The sequence below is a fragment of the Arcticibacter tournemirensis genome (genome assembly GCF_006716645.1).
GTDB classification, from domain to species: domain Bacteria; phylum Bacteroidota; class Bacteroidia; order Sphingobacteriales; family Sphingobacteriaceae; genus Arcticibacter; species Arcticibacter tournemirensis.
The window spans coordinates 4,932,535-4,958,883 of sequence record NZ_VFPL01000001.1 but is presented as its reverse complement, the minus strand read 5'-3'; the positions used below and the strand labels follow the sequence as shown (position 1 = coordinate 4,958,883).

Sequence of the window (26,349 nt, the reverse complement as noted above, 5' to 3'; positions counted from 1 at the left end):
TAATGAGCTAGCGGGAACCGAAAGTTTATTGAGGGTTTTGGCAAAAGAGATTGTAGCGAGTCGACAACTTATATGGAGGATTCCCGATCCGATGTTTATGGAATTATAAGACACCTTCTCCTGACCATGTTCGTAGTGGCAACTACTTGGGTTCGGTCTGGGTATTGCCTGGCTTCGGTCTAGCTACAGGAATTTTTAGAAGAACTGTAGAAGAAATCTCATACCCGTGCCGAACCCAGCTGGGAGAGGGTATGATGCAAGTCCTTTCATGTGTTGCTCATTGTTCAGTGCTAATTATGGACTTTGCTCGTATTGTCGGAGCCGGTATTGTAGCAGGAACTGATATTATGTAGTTCACAGCTTTTCGGATTGCTTTATTGTGGCTCGTATTGATACACTATTTCATAAGGAGTGTTCCTGAGCTTTGAGGATATCTGCCCCAGTTGCAGATTTTCTTTTTGAGGTGTGGGCTCGCAAAATGAGTACCTACGCCCTTTATAAATGATAGGTTTTCCAACCGGCTTGTCAAATTGAACAGCCATTGTAATATGTGTTGGATACAAGATGGCGATCATCGGGAGGTTATAGATCTCTTTAACCAGATAGAAGAATAGGGCTGCCCGGTCATCGCAGTCGCTGTGTCTTGAAAATAAAGTCTCTTCGGCCGACAACCGTTTTTCTTTTCCGAAATTCTCTTCATCATCTTCATAGAGAAAAGCGTAGCGCGTAAACTTCATTAAGTAATCAACTCCTTTTTTCTGGTTCATTCCGCTTACATTTTTTTTGAGCAATGGAATCAGAGAGCTGTAAGTTTCCTTGCTTAGGGGGATGTTAAAGTAAGCTTCGAAGTCAACACCAGGGTAATTTTTGAAGATAGATTCCACCTCGGGATTTAGTTTAACACTAAAGTGATATACCTTCTGTTTGTAACTAAACTCGATATCCTTCTTAAGATAGCTTTCGGGCTTGAAGTCGGGCATTTTTGTAACTTTATAGGAGAAGGGATTCCTTGCCTCCTGGATAGTAAGGGTGATTGGTATAGGAGGAGTTTGATTAAGGTCGGCTTTTGGATAATCGTGATAATTCAGACACATGAATTTCTTGTTATCTACTTGAAAGAAAGGAATATCAGATATGTCTTCATTATTATAAACATAAAATATAATCTTATCGGGCGTTAATGCAAGCCGTGCATCATAACCTGATTTGGCGAGCAGAAACCATTTATAAAGCGTATACCTGGTATAGTTGGCTGCCTTTGGACTTATCTGCTGAGCTGTTTTACGGATAAGCTGATAATAAAGCCAGTCGTTCAGCTGAAGTTTTTGTTTGTACGCAAGGAGTGTGTCGATCACAGGTTGATACCGGCTGGTTTTTATTTTCCGGTAAAATGACAAAACAGAAGCTTCTGATGGATTGGCCGGCACTTCAATGAGTAAGGAGCTATCTAGCTCAAGATTGATAGTGCCTTCATAAAAATCTATGCAAAACAACCTGCTTCCGCGCTGACCGAACGCATTTATCGTTGTCAGAAGTAGAAGAACAATCCCGGTTTTTTTGAAAAGCCTGCACATGGCTTAATATTTAAGTTACATTAAAGATATATAGTTTTAATATAGATTACTACGATCTGCGTCAGGTTTAGTTTTCATATGGCTCATAATTATTTGTGATAGCAATCACTTATTTTAGAATGAATCTATATTGAAATTTTTGCTCATTTTGTAATCAAGATCATCTTTTCAGCAGAGCTCTTTTTATAGATTTCGCTATGGAAACCTACAACCAGAAAATCACCATAAAATCCTGGGCCGAGGAAGACAGACCACGGGAAAAGCTTCTCACCCAGGGAAGAAGAAATCTTTCCGACGCTGAGTTGACGGCGATCCTGATCGGATCGGGTAACAGGGAAGAAACAGCAGTAGAGTTAAGCCGGCGAATTCTTCATTCGCTGGATAATGACCTTGACAAGCTGGGAAGATTATCAGTAAATGAACTATCGAAATTTAAGGGAATAGGGGAGGCGAAGGCGATTACCATTATTGCCGCACTCGAGCTGGGGCGTCGGCGCCGGGAATCCGAGTCGCAGAAGGTGGAACGGATTACAGGAAGCAGAGACGTTTTTACCCTGATGAGCCGTTACTTTGCCGATCTTAACCACGAAGAGTTTTGGATAGTTTTGCTGAGCCGGGCAAACAACGTATTGTCAAGGCATCTCATCAGTAAAGGAGGTCAGTCGGGTACGATAGCAGATCCGAAGATCATCTTTCAGACTGCCCTGGAAAATCATGCTGCATCAATGATTTTGTCGCACAATCATCCCTCCGGAAATCTAAAACCCAGCCAAGCGGACATACATCTAACGCGCAAGCTTTGCGAAGCAGGCAGTCTGCTGGACATGCCGGTACTCGATCATTTAATTTTTGCAAACCAGTCCTTTTTTAGTTTTGCCGATGAGGGGATGATGTAGGTTTTAGTATCAGGTATTTAGTATCAAGTATCAAGATGAATGTATCTTGTGCAAGACGTCTTGCTACCTGCTACTTGTTACCTGATACTAAAACCTGATACTTTTACTTAATACTTATTTCTATCTTTGCCCTTCGTATACGTTAAATTCAATGAAGATATCATATAACTGGCTTACTCAGTTTATTCATACTGATAAAAATCCGGAAGAAATATCGGAGATTCTTACAGGGACCGGTCTGGAAGTAGAGAGCCTTGAGAAAGTTCAGACTATACCAGGCGGGCTTGACGGATTAATAATAGGCCATGTCAGGGAATGCTGGCAGCATCCAAATGCCGACAGACTGCGGGTGACAAAGGTGGACGTGGGATCGGGTGAAGATCTCCAGGTGGTATGTGGAGCCCCTAATGTAGCAGCCGGTCAAAAGGTGGTTGTAGCGACTGTGGGTACAACCGTTTATCCGCTGGAAGGCGAACCCTTTAAAATTACCAAGTCTAAAATAAGAGGGGAAGTCTCTGAAGGAATGATTTGCGCCGAGGATGAAATAGGTCTTGGTAAATCACATGAAGGTATAATGGTTCTTTCGGCGGATGCAGTAACAGGAGCGCCCGCAAAAGAGTATTTCAACATCAAGGATGATTTCCTTTTTGAAATAGGACTTACGCCTAACAGGGCTGACGCTGCGTCGCATTTAGGCGTAGCCAGAGACCTGGCGGCTTTCCTGCGCACATCGGTGTCTCTTCCGGATGTGTCGGCATTCAATGTCGGCAGCAATGATCTTATTATCCCTGTTGAAGTACGCAACGAAAAGGCTTGTATCCGTTATTCATCATTAAGTGTCTCGGGCGTTGAAGTGAAAGACTCCCCTGAATGGCTGAAGGAGAAGCTGCAGGTGATAGGTCTCAGGCCTGTAAATAATGTCGTAGATATAACGAATTACGTGCTGCACGAGCTCGGTCAGCCTCTCCATGCCTTTGATGCCGATGTTATCAGTGGCGGAAAAGTAATAGTAACTAATTGCCCTGAGGGTACCCCTTTTGTTACTCTCGATGGAACAGAACGTAAATTGTCGGCGGAAGACCTGATGATATGCAGTGCATCAGAGCCAATGTGTATAGCCGGCGTTTTCGGCGGGATTAATTCTGGAGTAAAAGCTGATACAAAGAATGTTTTTCTTGAAAGTGCCTGCTTTAATCCGGTGTCTGTGAGGAAAAGCTCCAAAAGACATGGATTGAAAACCGATGCATCTTTCAGATTTGAACGTGGTACCGATCCGGATATCACAGTATATGCGCTTAAAAGAGCAGCAATACTCATTAAGGAAGTAGCTGGAGGAGAGATATCCTCTGAAATTAATGATATTTACCCCAGTCCCGTTCCTTCTTTCAAGGTTTCTGTTACTTATAAAAACGTCGACAGACTGATTGGCGAATCCATCGCTAAAGAAACGGTAAAAGAAATTGTTCGTGCTCTTGGAATCACGGTTATTTCAGAGAATGCTGACGGCCTTGAGCTGGAGGTTCCGGCCTATAAAGTAGATGTTAGCCGGGAAGTCGATGTGATTGAAGAGATCCTGCGGATTTATGGATATAACAATATTGCTATTCCCTGTCAGGTTCGCGCATCGATGAATTATGCGGTTAAACCCGACAGGGAAGCGGTGCAAAATCAGATTGCAGACATGCTTTCTTCAAATGGTTTTTTTGAGATCTTGTCAAATTCGCTTACCAGCTCAACATATACCGAAGTGCCGGAAAAAGCTGTACAGATATTGAATCCCTTAAGCAGTGATCTGGATACAATGCGGCAGAGCCTGTTATATTCTGGTTTGGAAGCAATAGCATATAATCAGAACCGTAAGAATGCTGACCTTCGGCTGTACGAGTTTGGCAGGAGATATGAAAAGACTGAAAGCGGGTTTAGCGAGAACCAGAGGCTGGCAATATTTATCACTGGAATGAAACATACAGCACAATGGAATCATTTAAGTGAGCCAAGTTCGTTTTATAATCTGAAGGCCGCGGTGGATGCGGTAATAAAAAGGCTCAATATTCCCGGGCTTACAGAAGAAGCGTTCGAGTCTGCTCATTTCGCCAGTGCGCGCCAATACCGCAAAGGGGCGAAACCTTTAGTTTATTTCGGTGCAGTATCTAAATCGGTTTTAAAGAAGCTAGATATTGAAAAGGATGTTTTTTACGCTGATTTTGACTGGGACCTATTACTCAAGGCTATTAAAAAGAACAAGATCACTTATAAGGAGGTCTCCAGATTCCCTTCTGTAAAGCGAGATCTGTCGTTACTTTTAGACAAGGATGTTTCATTTTATCAGCTGAAGCAGCTTGCTTTGCGAACTGAAAAAAATCTGATCAGAGAAGTGAGTGTATTTGATGTATACGAAGGCGATAAGCTTCCGGCAGGGAAGAAATCGTATGCAGTAAGCTTCCTGCTGCAGGATGAGGAAAAAACACTGACCGATAAGCAAATAGATTCGGTAATGAATAAATTAATCCTTATTTTCGGTAAAGAACTTGGAGCTGAAATAAGAAAGTAAACGGGTGCAGATTGAAAGCTGAGGGTTCTATCCAACAGCTTACAACTCACAACTCATAACAAACAACACAGATGTCGCTAACCGGACAATTAGATAGTGTACTTGAAAGCACACAAAGATTGATTGAGTTATGTGAAGCGTTGCAGGAAGAAAATGATCTGTTAAAGCTTGAAAACCAGTCGCTGAAGGTTGCAGTGGATACAGGTAAGAGTAAGTCGGCAGAGCTTGAAGAAAAGCTTAAAGCGCTCAGGCTCGCACGGTCTCTGGAGAGCATTTCGGTATCAAAATTTGATACGAATGAAAAAACGCTTGACATAAAGCAAAAAATTAGCGAATTTGTGCGGGAAATAGATAAGTGTATTGTATTGCTGAAAAAGTAGTACTGACGTGAAACAAAGCTCAAATGGGAGAAATCTCCATTAAAATAAATATTGCTGACCGCGTTTATCCTTTAAAGGTAAACATGGAAGAGGAAGAAATTGTAAGAAAGGCAGCTAAATTGATAAACGATCGCATAAAAGAATATCAGGACAATTATGCGGTAAGAGATAAACAGGATCTGCTATCAATGAGTGTATTACATTATGCAACCGCTACATTAAGGGCAGAGAAGAAGATGTCGGAAGAAGGAACTGAAGTAGCAGATAAAGTTTATCAGTTAGATCAGCTGCTTTCAGAATTCTTTTCTAAGTAATATATTCGTTCTTTATATAATTAAGAGCCAAAAGACTTAACCGCAGTTAATTCTTGAGTTTCACTATTGTATTAAACTTAACGCTTCTATATCAAAGGAGTTAATGAAAATGTAAATCACCTGGCAATGCCACTTGATTATGATTAAAACTCTAAACTTGTTTGCAGAAGTTTTACAGTACATGGAGCTTAAATTAATTGCGGTTTTTTTATAAGTGGAGGAAAAATATGGAAATAATACTGTACATTTTATTAGGATTGGTTGCCGGAGTGGTGATTGGGCGGTTTATGCTCCGGAAGTTATTAAAGAATCAGGAGCTGGCTGCCCAGAATAAGGTAAAGAAAATTTTAAAGGAAGCCGAGAATAACGCTGAGATATTAAAAAAGAACAAGCTTCTTGAAGCGAAAGAAAAGTTCCTTCAGATGAAGGCTGAGCACGAACAGGAGGTAACAGCAAAAAACAATACCCTGAACCAGCGTGAGAACTCGATCAAGCAGAAAGAACAGTCGATAAACCAGCGCCTCGAAAATACTAATCGCAAAGATCAGGAACTTGAAAACCTAAAGAAGAATCTTGAGAAGCAGCTTGAAATTACCAGGATCAAACAGGAAGAAGTAGATGCGCTGAAATTACAGCACATCAGTAAGCTCGAAACCATAGCGGGCCTTTCTGCCGAAGAAGCGAAAAACCAGTTGGTTGATACTTTGAGAGAAGAAGCCCGCAGCAAGGCTATGATCCAGATCAAGGATATTGTGGATGAGGCGAAGCTTACAGCAAGTAAAGAGGCAAAGAAAGTAGTTATACAAACTATTCAGCGTACTGCAACTGAAGCTGCTATCGAAAATACAGTATCGATATTCAATATTGAAAACGACGAAATAAAGGGCCGGGTGATTGGGCGCGAAGGACGTAACATCCGTGCGCTTGAAGCTGCTACAGGAGTTGAAATTATCGTAGATGATACCCCAGAAGCAATTATTCTTTCCGGCTTCGATCCTGTAAGACGTGAGATAGCCCGACTTGCTTTACATCGTTTGGTAACAGATGGGCGTATCCACCCTGCACGTATTGAAGAAGTGGTTGCTAAGACGAAAAAGCAAATTGAGGATGAAATTGTCGAGATTGGTGAACGTACCGTTATAGATCTGGGCATTCACGGCCTGCATCCGGAACTGATCCGCATGATAGGCCGTATGCGTTACCGCTCTTCCTATGGCCAGAATCTTTTGCAGCACTCACGTGAAGTTGCCAATTTCTGTGCCACGATGGCTTCAGAGCTGGGGTTAAATGTTAAGCTCGCAAAACGTGCAGGGTTGCTTCATGATATTGGTAAAGTGCCTGATGATAATCCGGAGTTACCACATGCGATCCTTGGGATGCAGCTGGCTGAGAAGTATAAGGAACATCCTGAAGTATGTAATGCAATCGGCGCCCACCACGACGAAATTGAGATGACTTCTATGCTGTCGCCTGTTGTGCAGGCCTGCGATGCGATCTCAGGAGCACGCCCAGGTGCCAGGCGCGAGGTTGTTGAAAGCTATATCAAACGGCTGAAAGAGCTGGAAGAGCTTGCACTTTCTTACCCTGGAGTGGAAAAGACCTTCGCCATACAGGCTGGTCGGGAGCTTCGTGTAGTGGTAGAAAGCGAGCGTGTGAGTGATGCGCAGGCAGAAATTCTGGCAACTGATATTTCTAATCGTATCCAGACAGAAATGACCTACCCGGGACAGATCAAAGTAACGGTTATCCGCGAAACCAGGTCTGTTTCGTACGCAAAATAAAAATACTCTTTAAGCCCTCTTCCTCAGGAAGGGGGCCTTTTAAAATAAGCTGTGACGAACTTATCTGATGAATAAACCCGCAAAAAGCTCTAACCCAAGCCCTGTTGAAGCAGTTGCCAGCCAGTTTAACGGTTTTCATCGGAATAAAGCAAATAAGCTCATTCATTACTTTACAATCCCTTTCCTAACCTTTGCCGTACTGGGACTCATATGGTCAATTCCCTTTCCTCATCTCGACTTCCTTGGCCGCTACAACGGTTTTGTTAATTGGGCCTCTTTTGTAATAGCAATTGCGGTGTATTACTATTATAGAATCTCCCAGGTTCTCTCGTATGCTATTCTCCTGGCGATCTTTGCTTTTTCGGCCTGTATCGTTGGACTTGAGAAATTGCATATGCAACAGGGTTGGCCTGAAATGTGGCAGGTTTGTGCCATTGTTTGTATCGTTTCGTGGTGCATGCAATTTTACGGGCACAAGATCGAAGGCCGTAGTCCTGGCATTGCCTACAGTTTCAAAACGTTTGTTAACGGTCCGGTATGGCTGTTTTATTCGTTATTAAGAAAGACCAGTATTAAGTTGTAACTCTGCCGTACACTTACCGTATCTTACGCCTCTCGCTCGTGTTAATCTTTAGTTAACATTCAGCTTACCTATACTTAATTAATAGCTAACATCCTGCTAACATTGTGATAATACTTTTGTAGCGAACAAAAAGTACAAAAGTGAAAAAAAATTACATTTTCAAAGTTACAGGACTGCTTATCGTATTTATTCTCAGTGTTTTCGTCGTTACAGCGCAACAGACGGGCAGGATTGCAGGAAAAGTAACGGATAAAAAGACAGGGGAAGCCCTGATCGGCCTAACTGTTAAAGTAGAGGGTGCAAACAAGGGCGTGTCGACCGACGTTGAAGGGAGATACAATATAGGAGGTTTGGCTGCAGGCCGTTATACGCTTACTTTTTCATACGTTGGGTATCAAACAAAGAGGATTTCTGACATAGCTGTTCGGGCCGGAGCCGTTTCTGTTATGGATCTGGTGATGGACGAGGCAGGAGGCCAGCAACTGCAACAGGTTGTAATTACAGCGTCTGCACGACAGGAAAGCGTGGGGGCTTTGTATGCTCAACAGAAAAACAGCATCAGTATCTCAAGCGGTATCTCAGCCGAACAGATAAGAAGATCGCCCGACAGAAATACATCTGACGTTCTAAGGAGAGTGAGTGGCGCAAGTATTCAGGAAAATAAGTTTATCGTAGTTAGGGGCTTGGCTGATAGATACAACTCGGCTATGCTCAATAATTCAACGCTACCAAACACGGAACCTGATAAAAAAGCCTTTTCGTTTGATATACTTCCTTCTAATCTGATAGATAAGATAGTTGTTAACAAATCCGCATCAGCCGATCTTCCAGGAGATTTTTCCGGAGGTGTTGTGCAAATCTCTACCAAAGATTTTCCAGATTCAAAGTTCTTGAATCTGAGCCTTGGTACATCATACAATACACAGTCGACATTTAAAGACTTTATAGGCCCGACCAATAAAAATAAAGCGTTGTTTGGTTCTTATGATAAAGGACGCGATTTGCCGTCTTCATTCCCTTCAAAGAGTACGTACACTAATATGCCGCTTGATCAACAGATTCAGGAAGCGCGTAAGTTTTCAAATAACTGGGGGCCTCAGAAATACACCTCAATCCCAAGTCCTATCCTTCAGCTCAGTTACGGAGATAGTAAAGTTTTAAAGAACAACAGTAAATTCGGTGCGGTTCTGTCTTTATCGTATCGGTACGACGAACGTCTGCAAAAAGGGGAGACGAACGGATACGTGGGGCAAAGTTTAAATTTTGAATATTCAGATAACCTGTATAATTATAATACGAATATTGGCGCCCTGGCCAACTTTGCGTATTCGTGGGGGACTAATAAGTTAGCCTTAAAGAATATCTATAACAAGGTGGTCGAACAACAGTTTACGTCAAGGTCGGGAGTTGAAATTGATAGTTACGTGCAGAATAATTTTAACTACCTGCTTGAAAGATCATTGGTTTCAAGCCAGCTCTTAGGCGACCATGCTTTAGGTTCTAAACTTAAGCTAGACTGGAATCTGAATTATGCCAGTACCAAGAGAGCGGAGCCTGGGTTTAAACGACTAACAACCCAAAGTTCAACTGATTCGCCCGACGGTCCCTACAAATTGAATGTTGGACTTGTAGGATCTCCCACTGTTCTGGGTGATTTCTATTCTAATCTTGACGAAAACATTTATGGCGGAGCAGCCAATTTTACGGTTCCTGTTTCGCTCTTTAAGCAAAATAGTAAACTCAAGTTTGGTTATAGCGGTCAATATCGCGATAGGAATTTCGGCGCACGGGTGCTGGGTTATACCAGTGGAGCCACCGGAGATGTGAGCTTTGATACTTCCCTGCAGACTTACCCTCAGGATCAACTGTTTAATGACGAAAATATAAGGGTAGGAGGGTTCCTCTTACAGGACATTACGAATGGTACTGATCATTATGACGGAAGCGCACTCTTGAACGCCGGGTATGCCATGTTCGACGGATTTCTTTCAGAAAAATTGAGATTAGGCATCGGTGCAAGATTTGAGTCTTACCATCAGAAGCTGGCCTCCACCAATAACAACAACAATCCCTTAAATGTAGACACAATATATAATAACATACTTCCGTCTATAAACCTCATTTTCAACGCTTCTGAAAAGAGCAGCATTCGTATGTCGGCTTCGCGAACCGTAGGGAGACCTGAATTTAGAGAGATAGCTCCTTTCTCTTTTTATGATCACAAGAGAAATGCCAATGTTACGGGATCTCCTGTTTTAAGACAGTCAAGCACAAATAATTTTGATCTCGGATATGCGGTTTATCCAAAAGCTGGCGAAGTAATATCAGTCTCTGCATTCTATAAATACTTTGAAGATCCCATTGAGCAGTCGCTCGACTTTAGCTCCGGCCGAAGCTTCTCTTACTGGAATGCTCCTACGGCTAATCTATACGGAGTGGAATTTGAAGTGAGGAAGAACCTTGACTTTATCAATGAGATACTGAAGAATTTAACCTTCAGCGCTAATGCTTCATATATAGATTCAAGAGTAGAAGTTTCAAAGGTTAGGATTAATAAAGATGGCGAACGTCCGCTTCAGGGGCAATCCCCGTATCTTATCAACGCTGGCTTACAATATAATTCTTCATCAAAAAATCCACTTGGCCTAAGTCTCTTGTATAATACCTTCGGACGGAGGATCGTAGCGGTAGGGAATATTAATGATATTGACTTGTATGAAAAGCCTCGGAATGTCCTTGATTTCCAAATCTCAAAGAAGCTTTCTTCCGGACGGTCAGAAATAAAACTTAATTATGGAGATATACTGAATAACAAGTACATAGAATACCAAGATGTCAATGATAATGGTAAATATGATAAAGGTGACAATTTAAACCGTTCGTATACCCTCGGTTCTACTTTTACTCTTGGGTTCTCTTATAACCTATAGTTAACCTTTCGCTTAATATTGAGTTAACACAAGTAGAGGATATTGATAATATACGTTTAATATCCTCTTAACCTTAATCCGGTAATTTTACCACAGAAAAATATGATAGATATGAAACAAAAAAGACAAAGTTTATTATTGGTTCTGATGTTAGGTTTAACCATCTTTTCGGCTTGTAGTAAGAACGATAATGATGAAGAACCCGAAGAACCAAAAGATAACATTGCCGAACTGAGCGATTCATTTTTCGACAAAGTAGTTTATCTTGGTGCGTTTGGGACAAACGACTGGGCAGCAGGTTGGGCAAACTTTAATCCTCAAACTACTGAGTACTCTGCTACAACTTCTACTATTGAAGGGGAAATAACAACCGACAGGACGCTTGCAAAGGGAACATATCTCTTGAAAGGGTTTGTGTACGTTAAAAGCGGTGCAACACTTACTATTCCTGCCGGAACAATTATCCGGGGAGATAAAAATACTAAAGGTAGTTTGATTATTGCCAGGGGGGGAAAATTAGTTGCTAATGGAACGAGTACAGAACCCATTGTGTTTACCTCAAACTTTTCCGCGGGGCAACGACATCCTGGGGACTGGGGCGGCATTATAATATTAGGAAAGGCCAAAAATAATCTTCCGGGCAGTGAAGGAGTTATTGAAGGTGGTGTAAACGACGATACCGGTGTTGGAAAACACGGGGGTACCGATGATAACGATAATTCCGGAAGCCTTAAATACGTTCGTGTCGAATTCCCGGGCGTCGAATTCCAGCCCAATAATGAGATCAATGGTATTACTTTTGGCTCTGTCGGCGCGGCAACAACAGTAGACTACGTTCAGGTATCTTATAGTGGTGATGACTCATTCGAGTGGTTTGGTGGTACAGTAAATGCAAAGCATCTAATCTCTATTGGAACAGTTGATGATGTATTTGACTTCGATAACGGCTATTCAGGTAAACTTCAATTTTTGGTGGGCCAACGTGATCCTGCTAATTTTGACGCTGCCGGCCAGTCTAATGGGATAGAAGCTGATAATTCTGAATCGCAGTTTACGACCAGTCCAAGAACTCGTCCGGTAATTTCTAACATGACGATTATTGGTCCTGGTAATACAGGTGTTAATGAACGGCACGAATACGCCAATTTGTGGAGAAGGGGAGTCAAGTTTGTGTTAGCGAATTCTATTTTCATTAACCATAGATACGGCCTGGATATTCGTGACAAAGAAACTGGAGATGCTATTAAAGATGAAACTTCAGCTATGAAGAACAATATTTATCAGTCATTCACTGCAGGAAAAGAACTGGTTGCTGATGGTAAGAACGCTAATGGCAATGCTCCTTCCTTCGCTACAGTTAAAGAGCTTGAAGATTATTTCAATTCTAAAAATAATAAGACGATTACTGCTGTTGATGCCGCTAATCTGCTTAATAATCCATTTAGCCTCACAGCGCCAAGCTTTGTACTAAAAGCGGGCTCAGCTGCTTCGGCAGGAGCAACCTTCTAAGATTAGAACCATCAAAGAAGCCGCCGTCACTTACTTGGGGACGGCGGCTTCTTTGTTGTGCGCCCGGCATGGGCGATAACTCTAGGGTGCAAGTCCCGAACACGCCATTACAGTTGGAAGTGTTAGCCGAAGGCAAGGGTGTCCACCGTGAGGTGGAATCTGAAGGAAGCCTCAGGCAAATTCTCGGTCTGACGGACAGAAACTACATATAAGGCCTACGATGCTGGATGAGGTTGCAACACAAACTAAAGTCCTATACTGTACAGAAGCATCAAGGTAAATGTAGCAGACACATGAGAGGAAAGTTATCGTTCTTACCCGGGGAGATCTCACAGACTTGTGGAAGTTTTTTTTTTCAGAAGCAAGGAGTAAAGCTAGCTGTGAGAAGTCAGCCGATTTCGTAGTACTTGCTTACGGCAAAGCAAGGAAGGAATGAACCTTAAGTTAGTGATCAATAAATGAGAATTACCTAATGAAGGATAGAATGCAGAAAATTGATAACGTTTATCAACCTGATCACAAAAGAATAGGGCGGAACCCGAATGCTATGTGGGAGGGCAGACTTTTATTAGGATGATTGAAAAGAACCTCACAGACACAAACACACGAGTAGATGAACTGTTAGAACAACTTCTTGACCGTCAGAACCTAAATGCTGCCTATGTACAAGTGGTCGGTAATCGTGGTGCTGGAGGTATCGATAAGATGGGCGTCGAATCCCTTGGGGATTATCTTAGAGAGCATAAGGAGAAACTTTTAACATCCATCAAGCAAGGGAGTTACTATCCTTCTGCAGTAAGACGTGTTGAAATTCCTAAAGACAATGGGTCAAAGCGAATGCTGGGCATCCCAACAGTAGTTGATCGGCTCATCCAGCAGGGCATTAGTCAAATCCTGACACCAATCTACGAACCTGAATTCAGTGACCACAGCTATGGTTTTCGTCCGGGTCGCAACGCGCATCAAGCGCTTATCAAATGCAAGGAATACATTCAACAGGGGTATAATTATTCCGTAGACATGGACTTAGAGAAGTTCTTCGATACGGTGAATCACAGTAAACTGATTGAATTATTATCACGCACGATCAAAGACGGAAGACTGATCTCACTTATCCATCGATACTTGAGAGCAGGTGTAGAAATAAACGGAAGGACTATAGTAACTACAGAAGGTGTACCTCAAGGAGGCCCACTAAGCCCACTTTTGAGCAATATTATGCTTGATGAACTGGACAAAGAACTGGAATCTCGAGGACACAAATTTGTACGTTACGCTGATGACCTTATGATACTTTGTCGTAGTAAACGGAGTGCCTCACGGGTTATGGAATCGATCACAAAATTTGTTGAAGGTAAGCTGATGCTTAAAGTCAATAAAGAGAAAAGCGTCGTTCGTCATGTATCCACGATTAAATTTCTAGGCTATAGTTTCTACAATTACAGAGGGGAGTCGCGCTTACGTATTCACCCTAAAAGTCTAGGGAAGATGAAAGCTAGGATTAAAGGACTAACGGGCCGCAGTCGAGGTTGGAGCGATGAACAGCGAATTCTCTACTTGAGGGAATACCTCACAGGCTGGATGCACTACTTTAAACTAGCGGACATGGGGACGAAACTGGGGCAACTGGATATGTGGTACCGTCGTAGGCTACGTATGGTCAAATGGAAACAATGGAAACATAGCAAGTCTAAAATTAGGAACTTAGTACAACTAGGCGTAAGTAAGTACAAGGCGTACGAATGGGCACATACAAGGAAAAGTTACTGGCACACAGCAAAAAGCTGGATACTGACAACAACCCTTTCCAACTACTATCTTAAACAACTGGGATACCCATCTTTACTGGCAGAATACAAGCGAGTTTGTGTTACAACTTAGGGAAGCGCCGTATACCGAACGGTACGTGCGGTGCTGTGGAAGGTCGGAACGGGAATTAATCCCGTTCCTCCTATCCGATTAAATTATGCTCCAACTTTATTCTTTCCCAGCCAACTTATCCTCCAGTATCTTTATATAAAACGCGCCGACAACACTTCGAGCTGTGAAATTTTGTCTTTTGGCATCTTTTGTTTCATGCCAGTCGCTGAGTGGAACGCGATCAGGCGTCTCTAATGCATATTTATAAACAGGCGCTATAAGCGATTCAAAATCGTTGCGGTTATCTGCGAGCGTAGCTGACCACAAGATCCAGTCGGACTTGGTGTATGTTTTACGGCTGTCGAGAGGAAGACCATATTGATTTTGCTTAGTAAGGTAAAACTTAACTTCCTTGTTGTATACCTCTTTCGGGAACAAACCGAGCTTTAATACTTTATCCCAAACCAGGTTATATTTCTGGCTCCAGGTGTTTTTGTCGTTAAAGGTAAGAGCGTAGTGATCTCCGGCATCGGCTATCACCATCCATCGTTTGGCCATGTCTTTAGCCATGGCGGTGTATTTAACAGCTACATCTTTATAACCTAGCATATCGGCGAGCATGCCATATCCCCCCAATGCTACTATTGCTTTAACAGAAAGGTTGGCATTTCGAGCAAGGTGACCGGCAAAATCATCAGTCGACAGCTGATTGGCAGGATCAAAACCTTCATTGCTCAGATATTCAGCCCAGGTGGTGAGTGTTTTCCAGTGTTTCTTTGCATACTGTGCGTTGCCTTCAGCTTTGGCGATAGCGGCTGTAAGAATGAGCATATTACCCGACTCTTCAACTGGCATATCTCCTCCGTAGGTCTGGCCATTTGCAATTGGGTAGGTACCCAGATCGTGTGCTGCATAATCTTTATTCCATTTTCCACTCTCGCTGTAGTGAAATATCCCGTTTAGCATACCCTTAAGCAAGTCGGGATTATAAAGGAGGAACAGCGGGGCCGAGGGGTATGTAACATCTACCGTACCTATAGAGCCATTGCTGAAATTTTCTTTCGACAGGAACAGAATCTCATTGTCCTTGCTTTTAACCAGCTTATGAGCGGAGATTGCCTGCCGGTAAGCGATTACACAAAGCTTTGCATAAGTTTCTCCGCCCGACTTAACTGCGTCAGTATAGAGCTCACGGTCAAATGCAGTACATTGCTGCATGACAGATCTATACTCCTTAGCAGCAGTCGTTAATTGACTTTCCATCGTTTCTTTACCCTCGTTATTCCACCATGGTCTTAAATTATTATTGAAATATTGAACCGAATACAGGTCATCATATCCGAGTATGATAAACTGCTCCTGTACCTTGCTGCTAACATTGCCTAACGGAATAACGGTATTTAACATCAGCCCTTCACCCTTAGTCAACGAAGCGGTGGTATTTGAGGATTGCGAAACCAATGACTTCAGTGCTGCACCCGGTGCCGTGACCGACTGAACGCTTTTATATTCAGAAGGAACAGCGACATACATATAGCCCCAATCTATCCGTACATCATCACCGGTCTTCTTGAGCACAGGTTGTTCTACAGTCCCTGCCTTTAAGATGGAGAGCCCGGCCGAATTGTATTTCTGAGCCTTAACTTGTTGATACGGAGTATGAGTCGCGAGGCGTGTTGATGCTCCGAAGTATATCTTTACATTGTGCGTTTTTCCATCATTTGCGTTTACTGTTGTAGAAATATAGCTGATAGGCCGTGACAACAGATTGAGGTTGTTCATTAACAGTGGCGAGGTAAAGGCGACAGTCAGGTCAACCGTTCCGCAAGTGAATTTATAGATGCTCTGTGTTGCTGTAAGTTCAAAACTTTTCTGCCTGGCCGGTATTATTTTGAATGCGTCCTGCCCTTCCTGCTCTGTGGCTAAACCCGCATCGACAGATGAAGGGCCGCCATCGTTAACGGCATGAATGGCAAGTATGTTTTTTCCGGGTTTCAGGCTATTGATACCATTTCCGCCGAGCGGTACATAAGTGTACTTTCCTACAAACTTTTGCACATTATAGATTTGCCGGCCGTTGAGGTAAACGGTGGCATAGTCATCGTGCCTGATTTTAAGAAAAAGCCGCCCGTTGCTTTGTTTGCTGATGTTGAAAGTTCGTCGTATCCAGATATCTTTATTATCCCATGGCGTGTTAGCGTCGGCAGGGTTACTTCCGGCCGCTCCAGACGCAGCTTTCCATTGGCTGTCATCAAAGTTAACAGCCGTCCAGTCGCCTGCCGGTTCATTGCTGGTGTAGCTAACGGGGAGAACCTTCTCATCGGAGGCAGGCAGAATAGTGGTGTAAGCCCTTTCCTCCTTACCAAGAAAACTATATACTTTCCCGTCAACACTCACCGCTCCGGTTAGCGACTGCTCAGTCCCCGTCCAGTGCCTGGTTGTTACGGCGTTTAATGTGTCTGATGTAGACCATATGCTGAAGTAAGGATCGTGAGTAACAAGAGGGTAGGCAGGGGCTTTACGCTCCTGAGCAAGAACAATAGAATTGATAAATAAAACGATAAGAAACAGATTCTTCATGGAATGGGTATTAAGCACGTTGTATCAGGTTCGAGATTGATTGATAATTTATGTAAAGAAAAGGACTGCTAATTAATGCTATTCATCAAATCATATCAATAGTTCAATAAAAAGTATCTTATTTTAGTGAACCTGTGTAGTGTATGCTTCTTTTTCGCCGGTCTTTTCCTGCCGTTTACCGAATTTCTTTTGTTTCCGACCTAAAAGCTATTGCCGGGCAACATCAACTCCCATATCTTTGATGCAAAGATTAAGATAATGGAAACCGCTAACACACACTATAATAAAAAAAAGCCAGGATCGGGTAAGCAATGGGCAGGGCTTATTCTTCTTTTTTTAGGCGTTATCCTGCTCATCCGGACGCTTGGAGGATTTATCCCTGACTGGATTATCAGCTTTCCAACGATCCTGATCGTTTTAGGAGTCTTTTCCGGGATGAGGAATAACTTCCGTAATCCGGGCGCCCTTATTCTCCTCTTCATGGGAGTTATTTTACTGGCTGCTAAGTTAATTCCCGGCCTTGATCTCGGTGATTTTATTTTCCCTGTACTTATTATGGGATTAGGGTTGTACCTGATTCTGGGAAGACGAAAAGCAGAAAGATTGAAGTTCAGGGACCGCGACCGCTTTGGCTGGGATAAGAGAGTACACGTTCCGCCAACTGAAGAAAATGCGCAGTCAGGGGCTGCGACAGAACCTTTAACAGATACAGGATCTACTTTTACAGGTAACGGACCCTTTAGCCCTGGCGGTGAAAATGATCCCCACGCTTTTCGGGAGGATTATCTCGATACAGTTTCCGTTTTTGGGAGTATTAAAAAGAACATATTCTCGAAGAATTTTCGGGGGGGAGATATTGTGACCATCCTGGGTGGGGCTGAAGTAAATCTCTCGCAAGCTGACATTCACGGCACTGTAGTTATCGATGTGACTCAGGTATTTGGAGGCACAAAGCTTATTATTCCTCCGCAATGGAAGGTTACTTCCGATCTGGCGGCTCTTTTTGGTGGAATTGAAGACAAAAGACCGCTGATACCTGCAGGAAATATGGCCGAGGGAAAAGTTTTAATTCTTCGGGGAACTTCAATATTTGGTGGTATAGACATTCGAAGCTTCTAAAGTTAAAGGCCGTGGATGTATCATTATTTTCATCAAAAAAGGTAATAGCGTTTATGGGAGTGGCATGGCTTGCCTGGGCAGCTATGCATGCAGGAACGTTTTATTTATTAGGTTTTGGCTGGAAGACTGCACTTACAGACTCTGCTGTCGGCAACATACTGCTCTTTTTCGCCTCGCTGGTGGTGAGCAATACACTTCGCTTTTACCAGCCGGGTAAGGGAAGGTATTTTAATGTAGTAGCATGGTGTATCCTCCTTTCGGGTATTTGGGTGTTCCTGTCGCGGTGGGTTCTGTTGTATATGATGGGCGAAAGTACTGTATATGCAGACATTCTTGACAAGTCGTTACTTATAAGAGGATGTATCGGTTTTCTGCTGATCAGCGGTACTGCTCTTATCAGTATGCTTTGGTATACCATGCATGATCAGAAGGATAACGAAAGAAGGAAGGCCGACGCCGAAAAGCTGGCACGTGAGGCCGAATTATTTAATTTAAGGCAGCAGTTGCAGCCCCACTTTCTGTTTAACAGTCTTAATTCTATCAGCGCCCTGGTAGGGAGAAGGCCTGAAGAAGCGCGAACTATGATTCATCAGCTCTCGGACTTTCTAAGGGGTACTTTAAAAAAGGCGGAGAATGAATTTGTGAAGCTCGAAGAAGAGCTTCAGCATCTGCAGTTGTACCTGGATATCGAGAAAGTTAGATTCGGGCACCGGCTCAATACCGAAGTAAACAAAGCTGAAGGCTGTGAGAATTTAGAACTTCCGGCTATGATCCTGCAGCCATTGGTGGAAAACGCAATTAAATTCGGTCTATATGATACAACCGGACAAGTAACTATCAGTATTAATGCCAGTTGCGTTCTGGGCTATCTGGTGCTTACTATCCAAAATCCTTACGATATTAATACAGTTCGCCCTAAAAGCGGTACCGGCTTTGGACTTACAGGAATAAAACGGCGACTTTATCTTCTATTTGCCCGTACAGATTTACTTGAAACAAGCGGAGAAAATAATATTTTTACAACGACGGTAAAGATACCACAATATGACAAGGGCAATATTAATTGATGACGAACCTTTAGCAAGAGAGGTTGTAAAAGAATATCTGGAAGATTATCCGCAGATTGAAGTGGTCGCGGAATGCGGCGACGGATTTGAAGGGGTAAAAGCAGTAACACAGCACCAGCCCGATCTGATATTTCTCGACATACAAATGCCAAAGATTACTGGCTTTGAAATGCTTGAATTGCTTGATACCCGGCCAGCGGTAATATTTACCTCTGCGTTTGATGAGTATGCTATCAAAGCATTTGAGACACACGCCGTTGATTATCTTCTAAAGCCTTTTGCCAAGGCACGGTTTAAACAGGCCGTGGATAAATGGCTTGATCAGCAGAACCTCACCGAAGCACGGCAGCAGGTGCAGGCATTGCTTGATAGTGGCACTTCGACCCAGGTCTACAACGAGCGCATTGTCGTGAAAGACAGGAGCACTATCAAGATTATTCCCGCCGTAGATGTTCATTATCTTGAGGCTTACGACGACTATGTAAAAATTCACACTGCAGGTGGCACGTTCTTAAAGAACAAGACGATGGCTTTTTTCGAGAATAGTCTCGACGACAAGCAGTTTGTAAGGATCCACCGTTCTTTTATCGTTCAGGTTTCTCAGATTACGGGAATAGTTCCCTATGAGAAAGAGTCGTACAAGTTGCTTATTAAATCGGGAGAGAGCCTCCCTGTTAGTAAAACGGGATATGCTAAGCTAAAACAATTGCTGCAGATGTAATAGAAAAGAGGCTGTATCATAAATCATGGTGCAGCCTCTTTTTATTTTTAATATTTCAGGATTTTTACCATTGATTATTTGATTTAATAATCTGATTTTCATATATTTAGTGTATAATCAGATAAAAGATGGCGGTAAAGCAACCTGTTTTCAAGCCCTATAATCAGGCACAAATTCTGGTACTCCCACCAACCCTTGAAGAATTGATCCCTTTATGGCATCCGGTCCGGGTTGTAAATGAGGTCATTAACAAGCTCAATATAGAGCCGCTTTTAAAAGCTTATCACATTAGGGGAAGTTCAAGTTATCACCCTCAAATGCTGCTTAAAGTGGTGGTTTATGGGTACGTTACCAACCTTTATTCCAGCCGTAAACTGGCGGCAGCCTGTAAGGAAAGTATTTACTTCATGTGGTTAAGTTCGATGAGCTATCCCGATCATAATACGATCAACCGTTTCCGGGGTGTGCGCTTGAAACATGCCCTGCGCAGTGTGTTTGAAGAGGTGGTAAAGCTGTTGTCGGAAGAAGGGCTGCTGAGCATAGAGGAGATTAATACGGATGGAACGAAGATCGAAGCCAATGCCAACAAGTACACCTTCGTTTGGAAGAAGTCGATTCAGACCAATAAAGAGAAGATGAAAAAGCAACTGACTGAGATATGGCAGTATGCACAACAGGTAGCCTCGGAAGAAGACAAGATGCCTGAGCCGCCTGATTTTACGGAAATTAACAGCGAAAAAGTAAAAGCTGCCGTAGATCAGCTTAACGAAAAGCTGGCCGCAAAAGATAATGCAGATAAAAAGGTGAAGGCTAAACTGAAGTATATTACTAAACATTACCCGCAGAATATAGAAAAATATGAGCATCAGGAAGAGATCCTGGGCCAAAGGAACAGCTTTAGTAAAACCGATACGGATGCTACTTTCATGCGGATGAAAGAAGACCACATGAAAAATGGTCAGTTAAAACCCGCCTATAATGTTCAGATATCTACCTCCAACCAGTTCATTGTCAATTATACCATTCATTCCAATACAACAGACACCAATACGCTGAATGCTCATTTAACGCAGCATGAAGCCAGCTTTGGCAAAGCACCTGAAAAGCTCACCGCGGATGCCGGGTACGGATCTGAAGAAAACTACACGCTGCTGGAACAAAAGCAAACCATTGCCTTTGTAAAGTATGGGATGTTCGATAAAGAGCAAAATGAAAACTACAATAACAAACAGCCTTTTGCAGCAAGCAAGCTTTTCTATAACCAGGAGAAAGATTGTTACATCTGTCCGATGGGCCGGCAGATGAATTTCATCGGGACAAGTAGAAAACGAACAAGCACCGGTTTTGAGCAAACAGTAAAAAGATACCAGGCGGGCAATTGCGCTAACTGTCCGCTCAACGGTGCTTGTCATAAATCAAGCGCCAACAGGATCATTGAGGTCAATGTAAATCTGAACCGGCTTAAGCAAAAGGCACATGAACTGTTAAACAGTGAAGAAGGCCTACAGCGGCGAAAGAAACGATGCTTTGATGTGGAACCAACTTTCGGAAACATTAAACAGAACCATGGTTTCAAAAGGTTCATGCTTCGGGGTAAGGAAAAAGTGGAGATCGAATGGGGTTTGATTGCAATTGCACAAAACTTAAGGAAAAAAGCAGGGTGAAAAGCTGCTTTTTGACTGGTTTTCGACCCCGAAAAGCAAATTATCCACAGCTTGCCCAAATTCATCTTGCACTACCTTAATAGGCAACAAATACAGAGGCCGCATCATTTGAATTATGATACGGCCTCTTTTCTATTATGTTCTTACCTTAAAAACGCACTCCCAGATTAATTCCTGCCCTAAGTCCGGCCCAGGGGCCATCCATATCGAGTCTTGCGCCTTTGCTGTCCACTTCCGTTTTCGTATCAACCAGCGGAATATCTAAATCTTCCAGCTCTTCTTTTAATGCCTGTTGCTCGTATTCGTTCAGATCCTTAGTTCCCGTCAGATGTCCCTTTGACCATCCATACTGAGGGCCGAATATCCACCAGTCAAGATAGAGCACTTTGCTTAATTTCCATTGGGCTCCCAGCAAAACCCCTCCGGTAACGGTGTTTAGCCTGGCACTTAGCGGAATAGTCTCTGTAATTGTTCCCATTCCATTAGACGACATATCCACGTCGTATTCAAAATCAGGAAGATCAGCCGTATAATGGGCGATCTTAGCGAAAGGAGCTACGTAAAAGCCTCTGAATATACTCTTCCCAAAATAGAAGCGTACTTCGGGTGTGAACGCAAAATTGCTGGTTTTCATGTCCTGGATCTGATCCCAGGTATCGTCATCATCTATAAGATTTTCCAATTGGCTTTTCAAAGGAAGCCCGCTTTTGGGCATGAAACGAAAACTGAGGCCAGCAGAAATCTTCTTCCCGACAGCCCTCTCATACTGGATGGAGAAGTTATTAACTGCAATCGCAGGGACATTTATTTTGAGGAGGTTCTTCCCCTGATCATCTGAGCGTAACACGGTGTCAAACTGTGCGTACCCGGTCCTGGCGGTGAATAAGAGTGCAGATAAAAATAATGTAGTAAAGATTTGTTTCATAATATGGTTTTATGGGTATAAACTACTAATATAAAATCAATTCTGTAGATCCCCAAAATGCTTTAAATGTATTTTACCTCAGAAAAGGATAAACTGTTCCATCTGTTGCCTCGTAAACTTCAATGTATCCTCTTTGAAAAACTCCCCGGCTTCATTCAGTTCTTTGTGAATATTAGGAATATGGAGCTTTAAAGGAAGCACGTTAAGGTTCATGTAATGACAAATACCTGTGAAGTGATCCACTCCTCTGATGTTTCCATACTTTCCCGTCGAAACGCCTACTAACGCAGCCTTTTTGCCGTAAAAGCTCTCCGGAAAACGACATGCATCGATGAGTACCTTTAAGATCCCCGGAAAACTTCCATTGTATTCGGGTATAATAAACAGAAACTTATCAGTGGCTGTAATTTTACTCTGGAGGATTTCGAAACTTTCAAGTTTCTGCTTCTCATACATTGCCGGATGTATAATTCCTTCGGGAAGGTCTGTAAGGGATAATATGTTAGCCTCATGTCCCATCTCATGAAGGTGTTTTTGATAATATTCTGCTATTTTTAAAGTGTAACTGTCGGGACGGTTGGTACTTGCAATTATCGTAGTCATCTGTGGATAATATGTTTAAAACGAGAAATAGCCTCTCTTATTAAATTGTTTAAAGTTCGTATCTTAGGCGATTGTAAAAAAACATGTGAAAGGCAAAAATAACATTTTTAATGTTGCTGTGCCTGACGGTGTTAATTAATAATACGATTAGAAATCAGGATAAGGAATGAGTAAGATTATAGCGTTAGCTAATCAAAAAGGCGGAGTAGGTAAAACTACATCTTCAATAAACCTGGCAGCCAGCCTTGCTGTTCTGGAATACCGGACATTACTGGTAGATGCAGATCCGCAGGCCAATTCTACCTCGGGTATAGGTTTTGATCCCCGTACAATAAAAGAAAGTATCTACGAGTGCATCATTAACGATGTAGACCCCATGGATGCTATTCAGAAAACAGATACGCCGAATCTTGATCTGTTACCTGCTCATATTGATCTTGTTGGGGCAGAAATAGAGATGATTAATCTTACGGACAGGGAATATAAAATGAGGGCGGTTCTCGCCAAGGTTCGCGATAACTATGACTTTATTATTATAGACTGCTCGCCCTCTCTGGGCTTGATTACCATTAATGCTCTTACGGCTGCCAATTCTGTAATTATTCCGGTTCAATGCGAGTATTTTGCTCTTGAAGGACTTGGAAAGTTGCTAAATACAATAAAAATTGTTCAGAGCCGCCTGAATACTGATTTGGAGATAGAGGGTATTCTGCTTACGATGTACGATGTGAGGTTAAGGCTCTCCAACCAGGTAGTAGAAGAGGTGAAAACGCATTTCCAGGATCTGGTATTTGATACAATCATCCAAAGAAATACCCGGTTAAGCGAAGCTCCGAGCTATGGTGTTTCGGTTATTATGCACGATGCAAATTGTAAAGGATCCATTAATTATCTTAACCTGGCTAGAGAGATCATTCGTAAGAACGGGTTAGTGAAAGAAAACGGCAATAATAAAGTAACAGTTAATTCATGACGCAAATTAGAAAAACGGGATTAGGAAAAGGATTAAGTGCATTGCTGAATGATTCTGAAATGGCCCAAAGTTCCAGGCCAAACATAAATGAAACAGTATCACCAGGAAATATAAGTCATGTGAGGATCAGTCAGGTTGAGGTAAATCCATTTCAGCCGCGGTCTGACTTTGATCAGGAGGCTTTGAATGAACTGTCTGAATCTATAAAGCTGCAAGGACTCATACAGCCGATTACAGTACGTAAGGCGGGAAATATCTATCAGCTCATTTCGGGCGAAAGACGCCTCCGTGCATCAAAGCTTGCGGGCTTAACTGAGATTGCGGCTTACGTGCGTACGGCTAACGATCAGCAGATGCTTGAGATGGCTCTGATTGAGAACATTCAGCGCGAGAATCTCAATGCAATAGAAGTTGCACTAAGCTTTCAGCGGATGATTGACGAGTGTAACCTTAAGCAAGACGAACTTGGTGACAGGGTTAGCAAGAACCGTTCGACCATAACAAATTATCTTAGACTGCTGAGGCTTCCCCCGGTGATTCAGGCTTCTATCCGCGATAACGAAATCACCATGGGACATGCGAAAGCAATTCTTGGCCTTGATGATGTTGATAAGCAATTATATGTACATAATGAAGTTATAAGTAAAGGGCTTTCAGTTCGTAAAGCTGAAGAACTGGTAAGAGATATCCAGCGTATCGGTGTGAAAAAAGCTGTTCACGCGAAGGAAGAAGGTGTTTCATTCCAGTATCAGAAGATTCAGGACGATCTGGCCTCTAAATTTGCCACTAAGGTGCGCTTAAAGGTGCAGGCAAAAGGAAAAGGGGCTATCGAGATCCCTTTTGTTTCTGAAGACGACTTGAGTCGGATACTTGAACTATTAGACTGGTAGATGCATATTCTGAGATTCTTTATTCTGACTTTCGCTCTGGCTGTTACCGCGCCTGCGTTTTCGCAGACAGACTCTCTGAGCGCGGTTCCGGATTCTGCGTCAGCTACCCGCGGGGCGCGGGTTCGTGCCACACCTGTCAGAAAAGATACAACAATAGTTCCAGAAAATCAGACCCAGAAAGCTAAATCGAAGGTTGTTAAAGATTCAGCCCGTCTTGCTCTGGAAGCCATGCCTGGCAGAGCGGCATGGGGATCGGCAATGCTGCCGGGACTTGGGCAGATCAGGAATGGAAGATGGTGGAAAGTTCCTTTTATATATGCCGGGCTGGTAAGTGTGGGCCTTGCTTTTGAGTTTAACAACCGCTATTACAGGGATATCCTTAAAGAACTTCAATACCGGGAGCTGCATAATCAGGAAACACGCGACCCCGATTACACTCCTTATGACAGATCGTCTCTAATTTCTGCAAAGGACTTTTACCGGCGAAACCGCGATCTTAGTATTCTCGGGTTCCTTGGCGTTCATGCAATCAATGTGATCGATGCTTATGTCGACGCTAAGTTCTTTCGCTACGATATCACCGACAAATTAGGCTTTAATGTGCAGCCAACGTTAATGCCTCCTTTATCTTTTGCTTCAGTAACGCCGGTTCCGGCTATAAAATTCACCATATCATTATGAAGATAGCCCTTTTAGGTTATGGAAAAATGGGCCGCACCATCGAGCGTTTTGCTCTTGGGCGGGGCCATGAAATTGTGCTTGCCATTGATGAGAACAATCTTGATCAGTTAACCGAGGAAAACCTTGCCAGGGCCGACGTAGCTATTGATTTCAGTACTCCCGATTCAGTTCTCAGCAATATCAGCGACTGCTTTAGTGCCCGTGTACCGATAGTAGTTGGTACTACAGGTTGGTATGGTCATCTGCAGGAAGTGAAAGATACCTGTATAGAGAGTAACAATTCATTACTCTATGGCTCTAACTTTAGCATAGGCGTAAATTTGTTTTTCTTCGTAAATAAGGTGTTTGCGAAAATTATGAATGCTTACCCCCAATACGAAGTACAGGTAGAGGAGATTCATCATACACAGAAGCTTGACTCACCTAGCGGAACAGCGATCACTATTGCCGAAGGCATAATTGAGGGAGTGGATCGCAAAAAGGAGTGGGTGAATAACCTGGTCGGCGCCGGCGAGGAAATTGTAAATAAACCTGATCAGCTGCTGATTGAGTCGCACCGGATAGAGGATGTTCCGGGAACTCATACGGTCATTTATAGCTCGGAGGTGGATGAAATAGAGTTTAAGCATACAGCTCATACACGTGCAGGGTTTGCGCTTGGCGCAGTTGTGGCTGCAGAGTGGCTACAAGGAAAAAAAGGGTTTTATTCTGTAGCAGATATATTTGATTTTGATATTTAAAGGAGGAT

Annotated in this window: 21 protein-coding genes; 17 read left to right on the top strand and 4 right to left on the bottom strand. The window is 42.9% G+C overall.

Features of this window, described 5'->3' with window-relative positions; all coding sequences use genetic code 11:
- Window positions 1-374: 374 nt before the first annotated feature.
- A complete protein-coding gene (locus tag BDE36_RS20690; protein ID WP_141816338.1) occupies window positions 375-1,574 on the bottom strand; it encodes a hypothetical protein in 1,200 nt (399 codons plus the stop codon).
- 197 nt (window positions 1,575-1,771) lie between these two features.
- Here BDE36_RS20690 and radC point away from each other — a divergent pair, with 197 nt between their 5' ends.
- The 9 genes from radC (at window position 1,772) to ltrA (ending at window position 14,399) form a co-directional block, all read left to right on the top strand.
- The gene (radC, locus tag BDE36_RS20685) at window positions 1,772-2,470 is read left to right on the top strand and encodes a RadC family protein (RefSeq protein WP_141816337.1); all 699 of its coding nucleotides are present in this window, start codon (window positions 1,772-1,774) and stop codon (window positions 2,468-2,470) included.
- Window positions 2,471-2,621: 151 nt separating this feature from the next.
- Entirely contained in the window at window positions 2,622-5,021 is a 2,400-nt protein-coding gene (pheT, locus tag BDE36_RS20680) for a phenylalanine--tRNA ligase subunit beta (protein ID WP_141816336.1), read from the top strand.
- A gap of 71 nt (window positions 5,022-5,092) precedes the next feature.
- Entirely contained in the window at window positions 5,093-5,401 is a 309-nt protein-coding gene (locus BDE36_RS20675) for a hypothetical protein (protein WP_128771245.1), read from the top strand.
- A 23-nt stretch (window positions 5,402-5,424) separates the two neighbouring features.
- Complete coding sequence (locus BDE36_RS20670) at window positions 5,425-5,715, top strand: cell division protein ZapA (RefSeq protein WP_128771246.1); 291 nt, start codon at window positions 5,425-5,427, stop codon at window positions 5,713-5,715.
- Between the two features lie 227 nt (window positions 5,716-5,942).
- Complete coding sequence (gene rny, locus BDE36_RS20665; protein WP_128771247.1) at window positions 5,943-7,496, top strand: ribonuclease Y; 1,554 nt, start codon at window positions 5,943-5,945, stop codon at window positions 7,494-7,496.
- Between the two features lie 67 nt (window positions 7,497-7,563).
- Window positions 7,564-8,079: an Mpo1 family 2-hydroxy fatty acid dioxygenase gene (locus tag BDE36_RS20660; protein ID WP_141816335.1), complete on the top strand. Its 516-nt coding sequence runs from the start codon at window positions 7,564-7,566 to the stop codon at window positions 8,077-8,079.
- 140 nt (window positions 8,080-8,219) lie between these two features.
- Window positions 8,220-11,009: a TonB-dependent receptor gene (locus BDE36_RS20655; RefSeq protein WP_141816334.1), complete on the top strand. Its 2,790-nt coding sequence runs from the start codon at window positions 8,220-8,222 to the stop codon at window positions 11,007-11,009.
- A gap of 111 nt (window positions 11,010-11,120) precedes the next feature.
- Window positions 11,121-12,518, top strand: coding sequence for a T9SS C-terminal target domain-containing protein (locus BDE36_RS20650; RefSeq protein WP_141816333.1), 1,398 nt, complete (start codon window positions 11,121-11,123; stop codon window positions 12,516-12,518).
- A 573-nt stretch (window positions 12,519-13,091) separates the two neighbouring features.
- Window positions 13,092-14,399 carry a group II intron reverse transcriptase/maturase gene (gene ltrA / locus BDE36_RS20645; RefSeq protein WP_202618236.1) on the top strand — a complete coding sequence of 436 codons (1,308 nt, stop codon included), beginning with the start codon at window positions 13,092-13,094 and terminating at the stop codon, window positions 14,397-14,399.
- A gap of 96 nt (window positions 14,400-14,495) precedes the next feature.
- Here the strand turns inward: ltrA and BDE36_RS20640 are convergent, their stop codons facing one another.
- Window positions 14,496-16,958, bottom strand: coding sequence for a glutaminase family protein (locus BDE36_RS20640; protein ID WP_141816332.1), 2,463 nt, complete (start codon window positions 16,956-16,958; stop codon window positions 14,496-14,498).
- 258 nt (window positions 16,959-17,216) lie between these two features.
- Here BDE36_RS20640 and BDE36_RS20635 point away from each other — a divergent pair, with 258 nt between their 5' ends.
- The 4 genes from BDE36_RS20635 (at window position 17,217) to BDE36_RS20620 (ending at window position 21,529) form a co-directional block, all read left to right on the top strand.
- The gene (locus tag BDE36_RS20635) at window positions 17,217-18,077 is read left to right on the top strand and encodes a LiaF transmembrane domain-containing protein (RefSeq protein WP_141816331.1); all 861 of its coding nucleotides are present in this window, start codon (window positions 17,217-17,219) and stop codon (window positions 18,075-18,077) included.
- An 11-nt stretch (window positions 18,078-18,088) separates the two neighbouring features.
- Window positions 18,089-19,144, top strand: coding sequence for a sensor histidine kinase (locus tag BDE36_RS20630; protein ID WP_235904555.1), 1,056 nt, complete (start codon window positions 18,089-18,091; stop codon window positions 19,142-19,144).
- Entirely contained in the window at window positions 19,122-19,865 is a 744-nt protein-coding gene (locus BDE36_RS20625; RefSeq protein WP_128771256.1) for a LytR/AlgR family response regulator transcription factor, read from the top strand. The genes BDE36_RS20630 and BDE36_RS20625 overlap by 23 nt, the downstream gene beginning before the upstream one ends.
- A gap of 128 nt (window positions 19,866-19,993) precedes the next feature.
- Window positions 19,994-21,529: an IS1182 family transposase gene (locus BDE36_RS20620; RefSeq protein ID WP_141813269.1), complete on the top strand. Its 1,536-nt coding sequence runs from the start codon at window positions 19,994-19,996 to the stop codon at window positions 21,527-21,529.
- 148 nt (window positions 21,530-21,677) lie between these two features.
- Here BDE36_RS20620 and BDE36_RS20615 read toward each other — a convergent pair whose 3' ends face one another.
- Window positions 21,678-22,454, bottom strand: a complete 777-nt coding sequence (locus BDE36_RS20615) for a DUF3575 domain-containing protein (protein ID WP_141816330.1) — start codon at window positions 22,452-22,454, stop codon at window positions 21,678-21,680.
- Between the two features lie 78 nt (window positions 22,455-22,532).
- Window positions 22,533-23,057, bottom strand: a complete 525-nt coding sequence (locus BDE36_RS20610; RefSeq protein WP_128771258.1) for an NADPH-dependent FMN reductase — start codon at window positions 23,055-23,057, stop codon at window positions 22,533-22,535.
- Between the two features lie 166 nt (window positions 23,058-23,223).
- On the opposite strand from BDE36_RS20610, the gene BDE36_RS20605 reads away from it, so the two are divergent.
- The 4 genes from BDE36_RS20605 to dapB are packed head-to-tail and all read left to right on the top strand — an operon-like array spanning window position 23,224 to window position 26,341.
- On the top strand, window positions 23,224-24,030 hold the full coding sequence (locus BDE36_RS20605; RefSeq protein WP_141816329.1) for a ParA family protein: 807 nt from the start codon (window positions 23,224-23,226) through the stop codon (window positions 24,028-24,030).
- Window positions 24,027-24,920 carry a ParB/RepB/Spo0J family partition protein gene (locus BDE36_RS20600; protein WP_141816328.1) on the top strand — a complete coding sequence of 298 codons (894 nt, stop codon included), beginning with the start codon at window positions 24,027-24,029 and terminating at the stop codon, window positions 24,918-24,920. Before BDE36_RS20605 ends, BDE36_RS20600 begins: the two co-directional genes overlap by 4 nt.
- Window positions 24,921-25,601 carry a DUF5683 domain-containing protein gene (locus tag BDE36_RS20595; protein WP_141816327.1) on the top strand — a complete coding sequence of 227 codons (681 nt, stop codon included), beginning with the start codon at window positions 24,921-24,923 and terminating at the stop codon, window positions 25,599-25,601.
- Window positions 25,598-26,341 carry a 4-hydroxy-tetrahydrodipicolinate reductase gene (gene dapB / locus BDE36_RS20590; protein WP_128771262.1) on the top strand — a complete coding sequence of 248 codons (744 nt, stop codon included), beginning with the start codon at window positions 25,598-25,600 and terminating at the stop codon, window positions 26,339-26,341. Before BDE36_RS20595 ends, dapB begins: the two co-directional genes overlap by 4 nt.
- Window positions 26,342-26,349 lie beyond the last annotated feature (8 nt).

Excerpts from the sequence above, each read along its gene's own strand:
- BDE36_RS20690 (WP_141816338.1), bottom strand. The coding sequence starts at position 1,574 with ATGTGCAGGCTTTTCAAAAAAACCGGGATTGTTCTTCTACTTCTGACA.
- BDE36_RS20660 (WP_141816335.1), top strand. The coding sequence starts at position 7,564 with ATGAATAAACCCGCAAAAAGCTCTAACCCAAGCCCTGTTGAAGCAGTT.
- BDE36_RS20670 (WP_128771246.1), top strand. The coding sequence starts at position 5,425 with ATGGGAGAAATCTCCATTAAAATAAATATTGCTGACCGCGTTTATCCT.
- BDE36_RS20675 (WP_128771245.1), top strand. The coding sequence starts at position 5,093 with ATGTCGCTAACCGGACAATTAGATAGTGTACTTGAAAGCACACAAAGA.
- BDE36_RS20650 (WP_141816333.1), top strand. The coding sequence starts at position 11,121 with ATGAAACAAAAAAGACAAAGTTTATTATTGGTTCTGATGTTAGGTTTA.
- BDE36_RS20620 (WP_141813269.1), top strand. The coding sequence starts at position 19,994 with ATGGCGGTAAAGCAACCTGTTTTCAAGCCCTATAATCAGGCACAAATT.
- dapB (WP_128771262.1), top strand. The coding sequence starts at position 25,598 with ATGAAGATAGCCCTTTTAGGTTATGGAAAAATGGGCCGCACCATCGAG.
- BDE36_RS20635 (WP_141816331.1), top strand. The coding sequence starts at position 17,217 with ATGGAAACCGCTAACACACACTATAATAAAAAAAAGCCAGGATCGGGT.
- radC (WP_141816337.1), top strand. The coding sequence starts at position 1,772 with ATGGAAACCTACAACCAGAAAATCACCATAAAATCCTGGGCCGAGGAA.
- BDE36_RS20605 (WP_141816329.1), top strand. The coding sequence starts at position 23,224 with ATGAGTAAGATTATAGCGTTAGCTAATCAAAAAGGCGGAGTAGGTAAA.
- BDE36_RS20600 (WP_141816328.1), top strand. The coding sequence starts at position 24,027 with ATGACGCAAATTAGAAAAACGGGATTAGGAAAAGGATTAAGTGCATTG.
- BDE36_RS20625 (WP_128771256.1), top strand. The coding sequence starts at position 19,122 with ATGACAAGGGCAATATTAATTGATGACGAACCTTTAGCAAGAGAGGTT.
- BDE36_RS20640 (WP_141816332.1), bottom strand. The coding sequence starts at position 16,958 with ATGAAGAATCTGTTTCTTATCGTTTTATTTATCAATTCTATTGTTCTT.
- BDE36_RS20610 (WP_128771258.1), bottom strand. The coding sequence starts at position 23,057 with ATGACTACGATAATTGCAAGTACCAACCGTCCCGACAGTTACACTTTA.
- BDE36_RS20615 (WP_141816330.1), bottom strand. The coding sequence starts at position 22,454 with ATGAAACAAATCTTTACTACATTATTTTTATCTGCACTCTTATTCACC.
- rny (WP_128771247.1), top strand. The coding sequence starts at position 5,943 with ATGGAAATAATACTGTACATTTTATTAGGATTGGTTGCCGGAGTGGTG.
- ltrA (WP_202618236.1), top strand. The coding sequence starts at position 13,092 with ATGATTGAAAAGAACCTCACAGACACAAACACACGAGTAGATGAACTG.
- pheT (WP_141816336.1), top strand. The coding sequence starts at position 2,622 with ATGAAGATATCATATAACTGGCTTACTCAGTTTATTCATACTGATAAA.
- BDE36_RS20595 (WP_141816327.1), top strand. The coding sequence starts at position 24,921 with ATGCATATTCTGAGATTCTTTATTCTGACTTTCGCTCTGGCTGTTACC.